This is a genomic window from Citrobacter sp. RHBSTW-00671, assembly GCF_014103415.1.
In the GTDB taxonomy this organism is placed as follows: Bacteria; Pseudomonadota; Gammaproteobacteria; order Enterobacterales; family Enterobacteriaceae; genus Citrobacter.
This window is the reverse complement of record NZ_JABXPR010000001.1, coordinates 3,890,255-3,906,667: the sequence shown is the minus strand read 5'-3', so window position 1 is coordinate 3,906,667 and position 16,413 is coordinate 3,890,255. Positions and strand designations below refer to the sequence as shown.

At 51.3% G+C, this 16,413-nt stretch carries 16 protein-coding genes; 8 read left to right on the top strand and 8 right to left on the bottom strand.

Going from position 1 to position 16,413, the window contains the following annotated elements; all coding sequences use genetic code 11:
* Positions 1–50 precede the first annotated feature (50 nt).
* The 8 genes from glsA to glmS form a co-directional block, all read right to left on the bottom strand.
* Positions 51–1,052, bottom strand: a complete 1,002-nt coding sequence (gene glsA, locus HV261_RS18710; RefSeq protein ID WP_137381336.1) for a glutaminase A — start codon at positions 1,050–1,052, stop codon at positions 51–53.
* A gap of 125 nt (positions 1,053–1,177) precedes the next feature.
* The gene (locus HV261_RS18705; RefSeq protein WP_137381335.1) at positions 1,178–2,482 is read right to left on the bottom strand and encodes a dicarboxylate/amino acid:cation symporter; all 1,305 of its coding nucleotides are present in this window, start codon (positions 2,480–2,482) and stop codon (positions 1,178–1,180) included.
* A 168-nt stretch (positions 2,483–2,650) separates the two neighbouring features.
* On the bottom strand, positions 2,651–2,968 hold the full coding sequence (locus HV261_RS18700; RefSeq protein ID WP_005122536.1) for a DUF4387 domain-containing protein: 318 nt from the start codon (positions 2,966–2,968) through the stop codon (positions 2,651–2,653).
* The gene (locus HV261_RS18695) at positions 2,965–4,335 is read right to left on the bottom strand and encodes an acyclic terpene utilization AtuA family protein (protein WP_202039112.1); all 1,371 of its coding nucleotides are present in this window, start codon (positions 4,333–4,335) and stop codon (positions 2,965–2,967) included. Before HV261_RS18695 ends, HV261_RS18700 begins: the two co-directional genes overlap by 4 nt.
* Before the next feature lie 3 nt (positions 4,336–4,338).
* Positions 4,339–5,580, bottom strand: coding sequence for a methylaspartate ammonia-lyase (locus tag HV261_RS18690; RefSeq protein WP_202039111.1), 1,242 nt, complete (start codon positions 5,578–5,580; stop codon positions 4,339–4,341).
* A complete protein-coding gene (locus HV261_RS18685) occupies positions 5,580–7,025 on the bottom strand; it encodes a methylaspartate mutase subunit E (RefSeq protein ID WP_137381332.1) in 1,446 nt (481 codons plus the stop codon). Before HV261_RS18685 ends, HV261_RS18690 begins: the two co-directional genes overlap by 1 nt.
* 12 nt (positions 7,026–7,037) lie before the next feature.
* On the bottom strand, positions 7,038–8,432 hold the full coding sequence (gene glmL, locus HV261_RS18680) for a methylaspartate mutase accessory protein GlmL (protein ID WP_202039110.1): 1,395 nt from the start codon (positions 8,430–8,432) through the stop codon (positions 7,038–7,040).
* Positions 8,432–8,881: a methylaspartate mutase subunit S gene (gene glmS / locus HV261_RS18675; protein ID WP_137381330.1), complete on the bottom strand. Its 450-nt coding sequence runs from the start codon at positions 8,879–8,881 to the stop codon at positions 8,432–8,434. The genes glmL and glmS overlap by 1 nt, the downstream gene beginning before the upstream one ends.
* Positions 8,882–10,099: 1,218 nt before the next feature.
* On the opposite strand from glmS, the gene cydA reads away from it, so the two are divergent.
* From cydA to tolA, 8 genes are all read left to right on the top strand, one after another.
* Positions 10,100–11,668 carry a cytochrome ubiquinol oxidase subunit I gene (gene cydA / locus HV261_RS18670; RefSeq protein WP_137381347.1) on the top strand — a complete coding sequence of 523 codons (1,569 nt, stop codon included), beginning with the start codon at positions 10,100–10,102 and terminating at the stop codon, positions 11,666–11,668.
* Positions 11,669–11,683: 15 nt separating this feature from the next.
* Positions 11,684–12,823 carry a cytochrome d ubiquinol oxidase subunit II gene (gene cydB, locus HV261_RS18665; protein WP_202039109.1) on the top strand — a complete coding sequence of 380 codons (1,140 nt, stop codon included), beginning with the start codon at positions 11,684–11,686 and terminating at the stop codon, positions 12,821–12,823.
* A gap of 14 nt (positions 12,824–12,837) precedes the next feature.
* Positions 12,838–12,951, top strand: a complete 114-nt coding sequence (cydX, locus tag HV261_RS18660) for a cytochrome bd-I oxidase subunit CydX (protein ID WP_003022970.1) — start codon at positions 12,838–12,840, stop codon at positions 12,949–12,951.
* A complete protein-coding gene (gene ybgE / locus HV261_RS18655) occupies positions 12,951–13,244 on the top strand; it encodes a cyd operon protein YbgE (protein WP_202039108.1) in 294 nt (97 codons plus the stop codon). Before cydX ends, ybgE begins: the two co-directional genes overlap by 1 nt.
* 265 nt (positions 13,245–13,509) lie before the next feature.
* Positions 13,510–13,914 (top strand): tol-pal system-associated acyl-CoA thioesterase, encoded by a 405-nt coding sequence (gene ybgC / locus HV261_RS18650; protein ID WP_005125439.1) that lies wholly within the window; start codon positions 13,510–13,512, stop codon positions 13,912–13,914.
* Complete coding sequence (gene tolQ, locus HV261_RS18645; RefSeq protein ID WP_166514889.1) at positions 13,911–14,603, top strand: Tol-Pal system protein TolQ; 693 nt, start codon at positions 13,911–13,913, stop codon at positions 14,601–14,603. Before ybgC ends, tolQ begins: the two co-directional genes overlap by 4 nt.
* A 3-nt stretch (positions 14,604–14,606) precedes the next feature.
* The gene (tolR, locus tag HV261_RS18640) at positions 14,607–15,035 is read left to right on the top strand and encodes a colicin uptake protein TolR (protein WP_137381327.1); all 429 of its coding nucleotides are present in this window, start codon (positions 14,607–14,609) and stop codon (positions 15,033–15,035) included.
* 64 nt (positions 15,036–15,099) lie between these two features.
* Positions 15,100–16,368: a cell envelope integrity protein TolA gene (tolA, locus tag HV261_RS18635; RefSeq protein WP_202039107.1), complete on the top strand. Its 1,269-nt coding sequence runs from the start codon at positions 15,100–15,102 to the stop codon at positions 16,366–16,368.
* Positions 16,369–16,413: the final 45 nt, after the last annotated feature.

Genomic DNA, 16,413 nt, shown 5'->3' with positions numbered 1-16,413 from the left:
TAAATGTGCTAATCGTAGGCCGGATGAGCGAAGCGCTATCCGGCATCAAGTTATTTTGCTAAAAAGACATTGGCCTGCGTCGCGTCAGCGACATATTCGATAGTTCTCTGAGCACGAACGCTGTTACCGGCTTCGTCCAATGGCGGAGAATAGACGGCAATCGCATATTTACCGGGCACTACCGCAACCATTCCGCCGCCAACGCCGCTTTTCGCCGGAATACCGACGCTGTACAGCCACTTGCCGCTGCCGTCGTACAGTCCGGCAATTGCCATTTCAGCCAGCACCTGCGGCACATAGCGTTCATTCAGCAACTGCTTACCGTTGAAGGGCGATTTGCCTTTGTTCGCGAGAACGGCACCCATTTTGGCCAGTTGCTCAACGGTGATGTCCACTGAGCACTGGCGGGTATATATTTCGACCGCTTCCTCTGTGTTGCCGTAGAAACTGTTATAGGACTCCATCAGCTTCGCCAGTGCCTGGTTGTGCTGATTGGTTTCCATCTCGGACTTGAATACCGGTTCGTTGACCGTGAGTTTGGCATCCGCCCAGACATTCAGGTTGTCGAGGATTTTGTTCCAGCGATCGGTTTTGTCTTTGGCCTCAATCAGGCTGACGGTGCTCATTGCACCTGCATTCACCAGTGGGTTTTCCGGCGCGCCTTTCGTGAGTTCAACGGCTAAACCTGAATTGAATGGCATGCCGGTGGCATTGGCCCCGAGTTTATCCAGAACTACCTGAGGGCCATGCTGTTCCATGGCGAGCGCCATGGTGAAGACTTTACTCAGGGATTCCATCGGGAAGGGCTTGTTAACATCACCTACCTGGTAGATTTTTCCGTCTACTGTGGCAACGGTGATGGCAAAATTATTGGGACTGTAGCTCGCCAGGGCAGGGATATAGTCGGCGACTTTGCCATCATGGTTACTTTTGTATTTCTGATGTGCCTGCTCTATTAACTTTGCGTAGTCCGGCGTGGTTTGCGCGAATGAGGCAGAGCTAAACAAGACGCTGAAAGCAAAGAGACTCACGCCGAGAAGAGTTTTAGTCATGGTGCTTTCCTGTTGGGGTACTCATCATGGTGCCGGATGGCGGCGTACCGCCTTATCCGGCCTACGGATAGTTAAACGTTATGTAGGCCGGATAAGCGCAAGCGCCATCCGGCAATAACGAGGTATCAGGACAACGCAACCTCTGTTTCGGTAACCGGGCGGTCTTGCTCCGGTGTTTTGACTGGCGCGGTTCCGCGGCAGCCTGAACCAAAGTGTTCACCTTCCCAACGACCCACAATGGCAGCACCCATGGCATTACTCATGACGTTAGTGGCTGAACGACCCATATCGAGGAACGGATCGACGCCCATCAGCAGGATCAGACCGGCTTCCGGAATGTTGAATTGGTTCAGGGTTGCGGCGATAACTACCATGGATGCACGTGGCACACCCGCCATCCCTTTTGAGGTCAGCATCAGAATTAGCAGCATGGTGATTTGCTCGCCCATGCTCAGCTCAATGTTGCACGCCTGGGCAATAAAGACGGTGGCAAAGGAGCAATAGGCCATGGAACCGACGAGGTTAAAGGAGTAACCGATCGGCAGAACGAAGCTGGCAATTTTTGACGAGACGCCGAATTTTTCCAGCTTATCCAGCGTGCCAGGGAAGGCCGCTTCAGAACTGGACGTGGTAAAGGCCAGCAGCGCCGGTTCGAAGATTGATTTGGTGAGACGGCTGATGCAAGGACCAACAATGAGTGTCGACAGGCCAATCAGAATTGCCCACAGCATGCCCAGTGTCAGGTAGAACTCGCCCATAAAGATACCGGCGCTAACCATTACACCCAGACCACGCTCGGCAATCAGGCCGGAAATAGCCGCGAAAACGGTCAGTGGGGCAAACAGCATGACGTAGCCTGTCAGCTTCAGCATGACGTGTACCAGCGAATCCAGAACCTTAACGATAGGCTCGGCTTTTTCACCGATGGCGGCTAGGCTGCAACCGAGGAAAATGGAGAACACCACGATCTGCAGGATTTCGTTACGCGCCATCGCGTCAACGATACTGGTTGGTACGGCATGTGAGATAAAGACTTTCAGCGTGAACGGCTCTGACTTAACAGCGGCAACAGCGCCTGCGTCATGCGCAACAAAGTTGATGCCCGCGCCCGGCTGGAAGATATTAACGATAACCAGACCCAATGCGATCGACAGCAGTGAGGCACAAATAAACAGGAAAAAGGTTTTAGAAAATATACGACCCAGCGTTTTGGCATCGCCCATCTTGGCAATACCGACAACCAGAGTTGAAATAACCAATGGCGCAATAATCATCTTCACCATGCGTAAGAATATAGTGGTGAAAATGGAAATATCCTGTGCATATGATTTTGCTGTTTCAGCCGCGGCCATATTATTAATGGCCACCCCGGCAATCATGCCGAGTATCAGGCCTAATATGATCATCTTCGTTAAACTAATTTTCTTCATGTGTACTCCATCGGATAAAGGCTGGTAATTGGAATAATGTAGGGTGGCGTGTGCCTGAGCCCGGACAGCAGCTCAGACGCACGCCTGTTGTGACCAACCGCATGAATATTCGAAGCACTGTGATACAGCTGAACTCTGTGCTCCAATGGCTGTTATTGTGTTTTTTTGTTACAGATCGAATTCAATACTTAATAATGGTGCGTGTTGCTGCGCGCCATAAACATCATTGTCACCGACATTGCCGGAAATAATATCGCGCGGCATGACAATTTTTACTGCGTTAGCGGGATCAAACCAGACAATATTGTGAATAAAGTCAGGTTCGACATTATATAACCCAGCAATAAGTTGCGGAGTTAATTGCTCCGAACGTTTTACTCGCTGATAGTCTTCCCGGGTTTTAAACAAAATATCTAAAACCAGTTCGTACGGTCCGGCATTTTTGGAGCGAATGACCTGCGCCAGTGAACAAATTGACTGTTTCATGCCTGAACTCCTTCTGGCGTCACCTGCTCAATGTGGAAATCAAACCGCAGTGCGTCGCTGGCTTCAATCAGGTGATAGATCGAGAACTCATACACCGGCCCACTCTGAATATCAGATGGCGAGAATGGGAAAGCGAGGTTGCCCGCGGTCGCAATACGATTTTCATAGCCGTAGTGCAGTAGGGTAGAGCGCACCAGCGAGCAAACGCTGTTGGCGATATCCTGCGTGGGCGCGACGACGTCCAGTAAAATGCCCAGTTCATGACCGGCGGTTTTCATCGGTTCATGATTGCCCATCACGCCATTCTTACCGTAAAGGTGGAACGTCATGCGGATACTGTCATCATTCAGTGAGAGGTTACGTGCCACGCTTGCCTGTACTTCTTCGAGAATGGTGTCGATACCGGCAATCATTATCGGGTCGCGCGTCCCGGCGATAGTCAGGCAGCGGAAGCCAACCTGACGTGCGCCTTCCAGTTTCAGTGCATACGGCGTTTCTTCATGATGCGAACCGCTGACATACACTTCACCTTCGTTAACCGCGGTGAAAGTACAGGCCTTCAGGTTCAGTACGCCGCCCGGTCCCGGCAGGAAGTACGGGTCGGACTTCTCGTACAAGGTATGCGCCGCAGCGGAGGTTTCAGTGAACTTACGCTTTGGATTGAACGCTTTCAGCGTAAAGCCGTTGTCGTCGATGATCCCCATTGCGCAATCCGAGCCGGAGCCAGGGGTTGCTGCAATGGCAGCACACTCAAGGATCTTACCGCAGTGCAGCGCCAGACCTTCATCAAAGCCTTGCATAATCGGCAGCGCCGCGAAGCAGGCTGGATCGTAAGCGCGTCCGCCCAGAACAACCTGTGCCCCCGCTTTCAGCGCACGCTGGAAAGGTTCGACACCCATCTGCGCGACGATGTAGGTGCTGTCTTCGATGGCTTCGTGCGTTAACTCAGGCACGAAATCCAGCGCGGTGATTTTGCCGTTATCCAGTGCCTGGTGAACCACGTCTTTATCAACATCAGACGGGATCAGCGCCATGGAGAAAGACAGTTTTTCTTCCTGGGCAATCTCATGGACTATCTGGCGACACCACTCCAGATGCGGAGCAGCACCGGAACCACCGGCGGTGCCGATGACCACTGGGATGTTGTTCTTAACGCCCGCCACGATCATATAGCGCAGATCGCGTTTTACCCCGGCCCGGTCAGTGAAGGGTTTACCTGCCCCCAGGTAGTGGGGGCCCGGATCGGAGGAACCTGCGTCAACAGCAATAAGATCCGGTGACTCTTCCATGGCTTTACGAAAACTCTCTTCCGGGAAGCCATAACCCAGGATAGCCGTAGGCGATAAGATCTTAAATGTGCGTGCCATCTCTTAATCCTTAGTTTGCAACAGCGCGATGGTGCGGTTCATTTCGTTAAACACGATGTTGAGACCTTCATCGAATCCCATACCCGGTTTTACCAGCATGCGCATTGGACGTGCGGCCAGTGCCACGTGTACGCAGGTGCGGGCACTGATCTCGGTTTCGTTACAGGTACCGCCCTGATAGGCTTCCATAGCGTGTTTGTTGCAATACAGCACCGCATCAACGATGTTGTGAATACCGCCCAGATCCGGAGTCTTGATCTGCACCATGTGGCAGCTGCCCGCATCGGTGAAGTCCACGATGTCCTGATAGGTGTTACACCATTCATCAGCCACGATTTTCACGCCGGAGCCCAGACGGGTCAGCTCTTTGGTGATGGCGGTCAACATGCGGATCTGATCCTGTTTGTTGCCGGCATCAACCGGACCTTCAATGTACAGCGGCAGACCTTGCGCTTCGGCTTCCAGGCTGGCGATGTATTCGGCGCAGCGCACCGGGTCCATATCAAAAATCAGGCCGATCGTGCCGTACACATCGATATGCAGCGTCGGGTGATAACGCTCGCTGGTGCGCAGGCTTAAGATACGGTCGGACAACCAACGCACATACTCACGCAGTTTTTCGCCTTTAAAGCCCAGCTTCTCTTCAACGTTGTTGATCAGCGCATGCGGCAGGACATCCACACCTTTGAGGATCATTTTGTCGACGGCGATATAGCGGTCGTCACCACTCTGACCAAATAACGGAATGGCTTCCGGTACACACGGCAGCTGCCACTCGTCGCATACCACTTCAGTTTTCAGACGACCGGTAGCCAGCGCCGCCGCGTCAAGCAGTGCCTGAGAAAGACCGTAACGAACGGCGGTATGCAGCAGATGGCCGTCAATACGCAGTTGGTCAAAGAAACGGGCATTTGGCAGGAATGCATCAACGTCACGGCCTTCCAGCAGCGGTTTGATGTGATCGTTGAGGAACGGAATGAAGTTCTCAGCCAGGAACAGCGGATCACGGCCGCCGGCACCTGAATATTGCACCGCAGCGCAATCACCCACTGCGACCGCGCCGTTTTCCAGAACCAGCTGGACCGATACGCATTCACCTGCCTGGCGCACGGAGGTAAAGCCAGGCGTTACCGGATCGCCGGTATAGATAAAACCGTCATGACCTGCGCCGTTTTTGATGGCCTGCTGATCGTCAAAATAAAATGAGGAGTAGCCAGCGGTGAAAAGGGCCTGTTTAATTTTCATTATGGTCTTCCTATTAATTTACTGTGGGATACGGCGTTGATGTCATCAATGACCATCTGGAAAGAAGGTTTGCGACCTTCAAAATGTGCGCGCTCTGCAACGTAGTCGTGGTGCAGCGCGAGAATGTCTTTTGGCAGTGGAACCGCACCGGCTTCGAGAATACGGATAGCGCCGGTGTTATCGCGCACCGGCAGAATTTTGCCTGCGTTGCAGGCGGCTGGGGCGAAGGGGACATCCAGAACACCGGCTTCAAAAGCCAGTACCGTACCGCGTGCAATGTCGCCATTACCCATCTCGAAGACTTTTTTCAGTACTGCGCGGACTTCACTCTTAATCAGTTCGACTTCCTGTTCCACGGCAGCGCACTGCGGGAACTTCTGGTCGCTGACCATGTTAAGCATTTGGCGTGACGCTTTAAGGCCCTGAGCGTTCGCCGCGGCAGTTGGGATGCCGAAGGCTTCATGCGGGCTCTTGGTAATGACTTTTGTGGCACCGGACATGCCAGCAACCGCAGCACCCCAGGCGATAACGGAGAAGGCTTTTGCTTCATCTTCCGGGAATCCGCCCATCCACTGGTGGAATACGGTACTCAGCTCATAATCATCGAAGCCGTGGTTATGGAAGTATTCGTGGGACAGTTCACGCAGCGCCTGAATGGCGGCGATATCCTGCGTCAAACTACCGACCTGACCGTAACCGACGGTAATGGACTTCACGCCTTGTTCCAGTGCCAGCAGACCTTCGATAATCGCCACCGAGTGGGACATAAACGGCGGGATCAGGGTGCCAGTCAACGGACCAAACGGTTCACGGTTGATGCGAATACCATTTTCTTCGTACAGTCCCATCAGGCGATCGCAGTACTGCCAGTCACGAATGGATTTTTCCAGGGTGACGCGTTTGGCGTAAGGGATGTTGTAGGAGATCCCGCCCCCTTCGTAGCTGGTAAAGCCACTGGCCATGGCGATTTCTGCCAGCAGACGTGCATCTGGCGTACCGTGGCGGACCTGGATTGGTTTTTCCAGCGACTCAGTCATACGGCGGCAGGCAGCAACCCCATGATTGACGACGGGTAAACCATTCAGTTTGGAGGTGCCCGCCTCGATAGATTTTTGGATCCCGACAGCCGCTTCTTCATAGCGGTTCAGACGGGTATAGGCATCGATTGTACTTGGCAGGAGGTCACATTCTTCCTGCAATGTTTTAAGCAGCTCAATGTGTTCATCCATGAGTGCGACGCCTGCACGCGGCTGGCTCAGCGTTTTACCTTCTTGATCGGCCTTCAACAGCGCGAGGGAGAAGCGTTTTGAATCTGGAATTGATTGCTGGTACTTCACGCCATCTTCGAAGTTCTCAACGTCTTTGCCGGTTTCCCAGGTTTGCAACACCTGGTGCCTTTCGGTCATGAATTCGTCGTGGGTCAATTTTTTATTTCGAAGTTCCATTCGTAGCTGCCTTTAGTTTTGTAGGGTTAAACACTGAATGCTGGTGCGAGCAGCGGCTTGCGGGTGCAGCCTGGCGACGTTTGCCAGTAGAGGGAGCAGGCCATATGAATCGCGGTAATACTCAAACTGATTCGGTAACAGAATTCTTTTACCCTGGTCGTCCAGCTCCCGGTATTTGAGCCAGTTATGGATATCGAACTGGCTGGCGCGAGAGAGCCACCCACCTGAACCGACAACTTTCCGTACGGTGGTGAGATCGCGACCCATCTGTAAATCCACGTTACCGACGCAGGTGCAAACCTGCTTCTTAGTGCCCGCGTGGCGCTCAGTGGCATAGCCCACGCACAAACCGGCTAACAGAGTGTCGAAATATTTCTCTTCCTCGTTGACCGGCAGGTAGTCCGGCTGCCCAACCAGATGGCGCAGGTAGCGATAAAACGCCTCCTCACGTTGTGGCTGTTGGGCAAAAACAACTTTCACCATATCCTGCGTGCTTTCTCCCACCACGACGGCGGAAACGCGCATGCCCAAATCACCTTCAACGGTACGTTTGACGAAAGGTTCAGGGACACCATGCAGGACAGTATCGGGGGAGAGGGTATTCGCGCTGGCTGAATAGACATCCGTGGTGGCGCCACCCATATCGATCAGCATGAATTCCTTCCATGCGCTGTCGTAATCGCTAATCGCTTTTACCAGTTCATACACCGTCCACGGCGTCGGCATGGGGTCTTCGCCAGTTTCCCCCACGATGACGTCAAGACCTTTACCTTTTACGATGCGTGACAAGAACACATCGCAAATGGCCTGGCGAGCGGCAAACGGATTCGGGTGATCGAGATCCGGCAGGATGTTGTCTACCGTGGTCAGATCTTTGTGGCCCAGAATCGTTTGTATTTCGTCCTGAATATCACGGTTTCCGGCATAGATGATGGCGCAATCAAGCTTCGAATCCGCCAGTGCACGCGCATTGGCCAGGCCATAGCTTTCTTCACCGCCATCTGTACCGCCTGTAAACAACAGGATATCTGGCGGGACGGATTCCAGCTCCTGGATGTCATGACGGTTGAGCTTGTACGAATAATATTGCGCGATTTTCGCTCCTGCCGAGTGAGCGGTAACTTTCGCCGATTCTAGCGTAATGGAAGGCACCAGCCCCATTGCTGCAACGGCGAGTCCACCTTTGGCTGAGGAGGAGTACTTCAACTGCACTTCACCACTTTTCAGTAACGGGCGAGCATCGGCAACATTCAGCACCTGATTCAGGCTGGCAAAAAAACCGTCTGCCAGATGATGTGTGGTGGTTGGGGTCAGGACATGATTGACCAGCGTTAACTCCTCTCCTTCCTGTGCGAAGAGGGCTGCCTTGGTCCATGTCGAGCCGATATCGACAGAAACTGTTTGCATCAGATAGCCTCTTCCAGGCAACGCTGTTCGAGGCCATTGTGTTGGTGAATATCGTTAGTGATAAGCGAGCAGACATCTTCCAGGTCGTGGCTGGGGGCGAAAACGCGGTTGAAGCCCATTTCTTTAAACTTCACTTCGACATCGGCAAAATCGTGTTTGCCCACAACAAGGTTACCGCCGACATACAGTAGAATGTCGCCGAGGCCACGTTCAATGCAGCGCTCACGCAAGCCGAGGCAGTCAATGTCGCCGTGGCCGTAGATGGAGGACACCACGATGGCATCGGCGCCTGTTTCAATTGCGGCATCAATATATTCATCCTGGCTCACCATCACCCCGAGGTTGATTACGTGAAAATCATGAGCAGTAAAAACGCGATCCAGAACTTTATTGCCTACTGCATGGCAGTCAGCACCGATGACGCCAATAACAAGTGTAGATTTCTTCATGGGTAATCCTCTGTAGGGCTGATGGTCAATAAGTAAAAAATATTTCTAATATTTAGAACATGGATTGTGACAACCTCTTAATAGGGTTGGAGTTTCTGTGGAAGCGAAAAAGGAAGCAATTGATCTATTTTCAAAATATCCTGCACAAAACGATTGTTATATTGTCTTTTTATAAAAATGCATTTAAATCAATATCTTATAAATTAGTTTCTATTGGTTATTTTATTTATTAGCGAATTGCGTAATAAACCACTTGCCATGTTTGTGATCGAAATCTTATTTTGTGCTACCGGCTTTATCAGGGGCGTTTTTAATAATTTAGAAAATGGCATTCGCTAAATAACTTGTGAACGACATAACGGTTTTTTATTTATTAATCTTATATGTCGTAAATATTTTTTGTTAAATTTAAGATAAAAATGATAATGAATTGTTCGGAATATATTTATTCTTTGGCGTAGAGGTGATGTTGTGGCGGGAGTGATAACTTATAGTGATGTTTTAAGCGAAACGGTGGGTCTCTGCGGGGCGATCGCCAAGCCTCAGGGCACCGGTCAATGTTTGCCGCTTCGCTTTCAGTTGAGATAGTTACATCGCGGTGTTAATTATAAGTAAAATTAAAATGAATAATTTGTATTAAATAATGATTACAGGACTTGCTAAACAAAAAACTGTGAGCTACCCAGCAATAGTGACTCTTTATCTGTCCATAATTTTGTCCCGCCGACTGGTTAAAAGATCGTGTAGATTTAAATAAATATCCTATCATTTGTAGTAACGGCAATTACTCATTGAAAAACATATCGTTAACATGGTGTTCACTAGTCGCACTAGCGATAAACACTATTAACATTAAAATTGAAAATTGATTTAAATCAATGTTTAAAACTTGGTAAACATCATCAAATGAGGTTAAATTGCTGCAGATCAAATTGGTCTGAAAGTGATAAATTAGCTATAAATTGATCACTATCGAAAAATGCAAATTTACCTCGATAAAAACCTGTTTATTGTAAGGATTTTACGGCGTAATATAATTGCGGGATCAATTTGAGTGTTTTATTAACATGTTTGTAACTTTTCATCCTTGTCCTTTCTTCAAATGAGAAGAAAGAGCAGCGGGGGAAGGAAGCAAATAAATTTGTATTGGGGCATGCGTGTGACCCTTTCTAACGGGGTTCACTCTCGGAGTCTTCATGCGATGAGCAAGGAGTCATGATGTTAGATATAGTCGAACTGTCGCGCTTACAGTTTGCCTTGACCGCGATGTACCACTTCCTGTTTGTGCCACTGACGCTCGGTATGGCGTTCTTGTTGGCCATCATGGAAACGGTCTACGTCCTTTCCGGCAAACAGATTTATAAAGATATGACCAAATTCTGGGGCAAGTTGTTTGGTATCAACTTCGCTCTGGGTGTGGCAACCGGTCTGACCATGGAGTTCCAGTTCGGGACTAACTGGTCTTACTATTCCCACTATGTCGGGGATATTTTCGGTGCGCCGCTGGCGATTGAAGGTTTGATGGCCTTCTTCCTCGAATCCACCTTTGTAGGTCTGTTCTTCTTCGGCTGGGACCGTTTGGGTAAAGTCCAGCATATGTGTGTCACCTGGCTGGTGGCGCTGGGTTCTAACCTGTCCGCACTGTGGATTCTGGTTGCGAACGGCTGGATGCAAAACCCAATCGCTGCGGATTTCAACTTTGAAACCATGCGTATGGAGATGCTGAGCTTCTCTGAACTGGTGCTCAACCCGGTTGCTCAGGTGAAATTTGTTCACACTGTGGCTTCTGGTTATGTTTGTGGCGCGATGTTCGTTCTGGGTATCAGCTCCTACTATATGCTGCGCGGCCGTGACTTCGCGTTTGCTAAACGTTCTTTTGCTATCGCTGCCAGCTTTGGTATGGCTGCCATTCTGTCTGTTATTGTTCTGGGTGATGAATCTGGTTACGAAATGGGCGACGTGCAGAAAACCAAACTTGCTGCTATTGAAGCCGAGTGGGAAACCCAACCTGCACCGGCATCCTTTACGCTGTTCGGTATTCCGGACCAGGATGCGCAGGAAAACCATTTTGCGATTCAAATTCCTTATGCCCTGGGCATCATTGCTACCCGCTCTGTTGATACACCGGTCATTGGTCTGAAAGATCTGATGGTGCAGCACGAAGAGCGTATCCGTAACGGGATGAAAGCGTATCAGCTGCTGGAAGAACTGCGTGCAGGCTCTACCGATCAGGCTGTTCGCGACCAGTTCAACAGCATGAAGAAAGATCTGGGATATGGTCTGCTGCTGAAACGTTATACAGATAAAGTGACCGATGCGACTGAAGCGCAAATCCAGCAAGCCACGAAAGACTCTATCCCTCGTGTTGCTCCGCTGTACTTCGCATTCCGTATTATGGTGGCGTGCGGCATCCTGATGCTGGCTATCATTGCTGTGTCCTTCTGGACCGTGATTCGTAATCGTATCGGCGAGAAAAAATGGCTGCTGCGCACTGCGCTGTATGCGATTCCGCTGCCGTGGATTGCCATTGAATCTGGCTGGTTTGTCGCAGAATATGGCCGTCAACCGTGGGCGATAGGTGAAGTGTTACCGACAGCCGTGGCGAACTCTTCGCTGACTGCGGGTGATCTCATCTTCTCGATGCTGTTGATTTGCGGCCTGTATACCCTGTTCCTGGTGGCTGAACTGTACCTGATGTTCAAGTTCGCACGCCTTGGGCCGAGTAGCCTGAAAACCGGTCGTTATCACTACGAGCAGTCTACTGTGACTACTCAGCCGGCACGCTAAGACAGGAGTCGTCAAATGATCGATTATGAAGTATTGCGTTTTATCTGGTGGCTGCTGGTTGGCATTCTGCTGATTGGTTTTGCGGTCACTGATGGCTTCGACATGGGGGTGGGCATGCTCACCCGTTTCCTCGGTCGTAATGATACCGAGCGTCGAATTATGATTAACTCCATCGCCCCGCACTGGGACGGTAACCAGGTATGGCTTATCACCGCGGGTGGCGCTCTGTTCGCTGCATGGCCGATGGTGTACGCTGCTGCGTTCTCCGGTTTCTACGTGGCGATGATCCTGGTACTGGCGTCATTGTTCTTCCGTCCGGTCGGTTTCGATTACCGCTCCAAGATTGAAGATATGCGCTGGCGCAACATGTGGGACTGGGGCATCTTCATTGGTAGCTTCGTTCCGCCGCTGGTTATCGGCGTTGCGTTTGGCAACCTGCTGCAAGGTGTTCCGTTCCACATGGATGAGTACATGCGCTTGTACTACACCGGTAACTTCTTCCAGTTGCTGAATCCGTTTGGTCTGCTGGCAGGGGTTGTGAGCGTAGGGATGATCATCACTCAGGGCGCAACCTATCTGCAGATGCGTACCGTAGGCGAACTACACCTGCGTGCACGTACCACCTCACAGGTTGCGGCGCTGGTGACTCTGGTTTGCTTCGCACTGGCCGGTGTTTGGGTGATTTACGGTATTGATGGTTATGTGGTGACTTCCGCACTGGATCACCACGCGGCCTCTAACCCGATGACCAAAGAAGTGGCACGTGAAGCGGGCGCATGGATGGTGAACTTTAACAATGCACCTATCCTGTGGCTGGTTCCGGCATTGGGCGTGGTTCTGCCGCTGCTGACCATTCTGACTTCTCGTATGGAGAAAGGGGCCTGGGCGTTCATCTTCTCCTCACTGACGTTAGCCTGCATCATCCTGACTGCCGGTATCGCAATGTTCCCGTTTGTGATGCCGTCCAGCACGATGATGAACGCAAGTCTGACTATGTGGGATGCCACCTCCAGCCAGAGAACATTGAACCTGATGACCTGGGTTGCGGCGGTGTTTGTACCGATTATCCTGCTCTACACCAGCTGGTGTTACTGGAAAATGTTCGGTCGCATCACTAAAGAAGATATTGAAAGCAACACCCACTCTCTGTACTAAGTAAGGAGCTAAGAATGTGGTATTTCGCATGGATTTTGGGAACGCTTCTTGCCTGTGCATTTGGGATAATCACAGCGCTGGCGCTTGAGCACGTTGAATCAGGCAAAGCCGGACAAGAAGATAGCTGATGACCAACATTATCGCGATGGTATACAACGCGATGGATAAGCGCCCCTTGCGGGCGCTTTCCTTTGCGCTGGCAATCGTGTTGGCTGGCTGCATATTCTGGGATCCGTCACGTTTCGCGGCTAAAACCAGCGAGCTTGAGATCTGGCATGGCTTCCTGCTGATGTGGGCGGTCTGCACTGGCGTCATTCATGGCGTTGGATTCCGTCCTCGCGCGGTGCACTGGCAGGGCATCTTCTGCCCGCTGATCGCAGATATCGTCCTCGTCGTTGGTCTGATTTTCTTCTTCTTTTGAATAAGAAACATCCTTAAATATTTATGGGCTTGCATAAGCCCATAATTTTTTACTCTCCGTTTACTTTCCCCCATTCCAAAGCACCATTCCCGCGAGTATAGTAGCGAAGTTTGAAAGCACTACCGGGATGTACAGTGAAGACAGCGCGATATACAACGACATTCTTGATGCATCGCGGCGGCAAGAACGCAAGTCACCAGGCGTTTACAAAGATAAGCGTAAGCGACCGGTGTGAGTGGACGAAGCCAACAAAGAGGCAGTAAGAATGAATAAGTATATATTTCGATGGCCGGTTCGTGTCTATTATGAAGACACCGATGCCGGTGGGGTGGTTTACCACGCCAGCTATGTCGCTTTTTATGAGCGAGCACGCACAGAGATGCTGCGTCATCATCATTTCAGCCAGCAGGTGCTGTTGGCAGAACGTGTTGCCTTTGTGGTGCGCAAGATGACCCTGGAATATTTTGCGCCAGCCCGGCTCGACGATATGCTCGAAGTCCAAACCGAAATTACGTCAATGCGTGGCACCTCATTGGTTTTCACGCAACGCATTGTCAACGCAGAGAACGTTGTGCTGAATGAAGCCGAAGTTCTGATTGTTTGCGTTGATCCACTCAAAATGAAGCCTCGTGCGCTTCCCAAGTCTATTGTCGCGGAGTTTAAGCAGTGACTGACATGAATATCCTTGATTTGTTCCTGAAGGCAAGCCTTCTGGTTAAACTTATCATGTTGATTTTGATTGGTTTCTCAATCGCATCCTGGGCCATTATTATCCAGCGGACCCGTATTTTAAATGCTGCCACACGTGAAGCAGAAGCGTTTGAAGACAAGTTTTGGTCCGGCATCGAATTATCGCGCCTGTATCAGGAAAGTCAGGGGCGTCGTGATAACCTGGCGGGTTCTGAACAAATTTTCTACAGCGGATTCAAAGAATTTGCGCGACTGCATCGGGCCAATAGCCATGCGCCGGAAGCGGTGGTTGAGGGGGCATCCCGTGCGATGCGTATCTCTATGAACCGCGAACTGGAAACGCTGGAAACACATATTCCGTTCCTCGGCACCGTCGGTTCCATCAGCCCGTATATCGGCCTGTTCGGTACCGTTTGGGGGATCATGCACGCATTCATCGCGCTGGGTGCGGTAAAACAGGCAACCCTGCAAATGGTTGCACCGGGTATTGCGGAAGCGTTGATTGCAACGGCCATCGGCCTGTTTGCGGCAATCCCGGCGGTTATGGCTTATAACCGACTGAATCAGCGCGTGAACAAGCTGGAACTGAATTACGACAACTTTATGGAAGAGTTCACCGCGATTCTGCACCGCCAGGCGTTTACCGTTAGCGAGAGCAACAAGGGGTAAACCATGGCCAGAACGCGTGGACGAGGTCGTCGCGAACTTAAGTCCGAAATCAATATTGTACCGTTGCTCGACGTACTGCTGGTGTTGCTGCTGATCTTTATGGCAACCGCGCCAATCATTACACAGAGCGTGGAAGTCGACCTGCCGGATGCGACTGAGTCGCAAGCCGTCAGTAGCAACGACGAACCACCGGTCATTATTGAAGTTTCCGGTGTTGGGCAATACAGCGTGGTGGTTGAAAAAGACAGGATGGATCAGCTGCCGCCAGAGCAGGTTATCGCGGAAGCGAAGAGCCGCCTGCAGGCCAACCCGAAAACGGTCTTTTTAATCGGTGGTGCGAAAGACGTGCCTTATGATGAAATAATTAAAGCGCTGAACTTGTTACACAGTGCAGGCGTAAAATCGGTTGGCTTGATGACGCAGCCAATCTGATGACTGCGTTTTGCTGGCTTGAAAGATAGCACGTAACAGGCGAACAGTTTTTTGGGAACCGAGAGTGTCAAAGGCAACCGAACAAAACGATAAGCTCAAAAGGGCGATAATTATTTCAGCGGTGCTGCATGTCATTTTATTTGCGGCACTGATCTGGAGTTCGTTCGATGAGCACATTGATGCTTCAGCCGGCGGTGGTGGTGGCTCGTCCATCGACGCCGTTATGGTCGATCCTGGTGCTGTTGTTCAACAGTACGACAGGCAGCAGCAACAGCAGGCAAGTGCGAAACGTGCAGAAGAACAGCGTGAGAAGCAGGCGCAGCAGCAGGCCGAGGAGCTTCGTGAGAAGCAGGCGGCAGAGCAAGAGCGTCTGAAACAGCTGGAGAAAGAACGTTTAGCGGCGCAGGAAAAAGTGCGCGAGCAGGCGGAACAGCAGAAACAGGCTGAAGCCGCTGCGGCGAAAGCACAGGAGCAACAAAAGCAGGCTGAAGAGGCTGCGGCGAAGACTGCTGCAGACGCGAAAGCCAAAGCAGATGCTCAGGCGAAACAAGCGGCAGATGCTGCGAAGAAAGCCGCTGCTGATGCCCAGAAGAAAGCTGAAGCTGAAGCTGCAAAAGCGGCTGCCGATGCTAAGAAGGTTGCTGAGGCGCAGGCTGCCAAAGCTGCCGCAGACGCCGCGAAGAAAGCGCAGGCTGAAGCTGCTAAACAAGCTGCGGCTGAAAAAGCTGCCGCTGAGAAAGCCGCTGCTGCTGCCGAAAAAGCGGCTGCCGCGAAAGCTGCCGCTGCTGAAAAAGCGGCTGCAGAGAAGAAAGCCGCCGCCGAAAAAGCCGCTGCAGATAAGAAAGCTGCCGCTGAAAAAGCCGCAGCCGATAAGAAAGCCGCAGCAGATAAAGCCGCCGCTGCGAAAAAAGCGGCCGCTGAAAAAGCTGCTGCCGCTTCGGGTGTTGATGACTTGTTGGGTGACCTGAGCTCCGGTAAGAATGCACCGAAATCGGGCGGTGGAGCGAAAGGAAACGGCCAACCGGCGAAAGATAGTGGTACAAGTGGTGCCAATGGTGGTGCTTCTGGCGCGGATATCAGTGCTTACGCATCTCAAATTCGTAATGCGATCCAGAGCCGTCTGTATGGTGCAGATTTGTATGCAGGTAAATCTTGCGTATTACATATCAAGTTAGCACCCGATGGTCTTTTACTGGATGTGACCGAAGAGGGCGGGGATCCGGCACTGTGTCAGGCTGCGCTGACGGCTGCGAAAACCGCCAGAATTCCTAAACCGCCTAGCCAGGCAGTTTATGAAAAAGTAAAAGATGCCAAACTGGACTTCAAACTGTAATAACGACCCCTGAGAAATCAGGGGAAACGGTCTAAGGTTGAGACA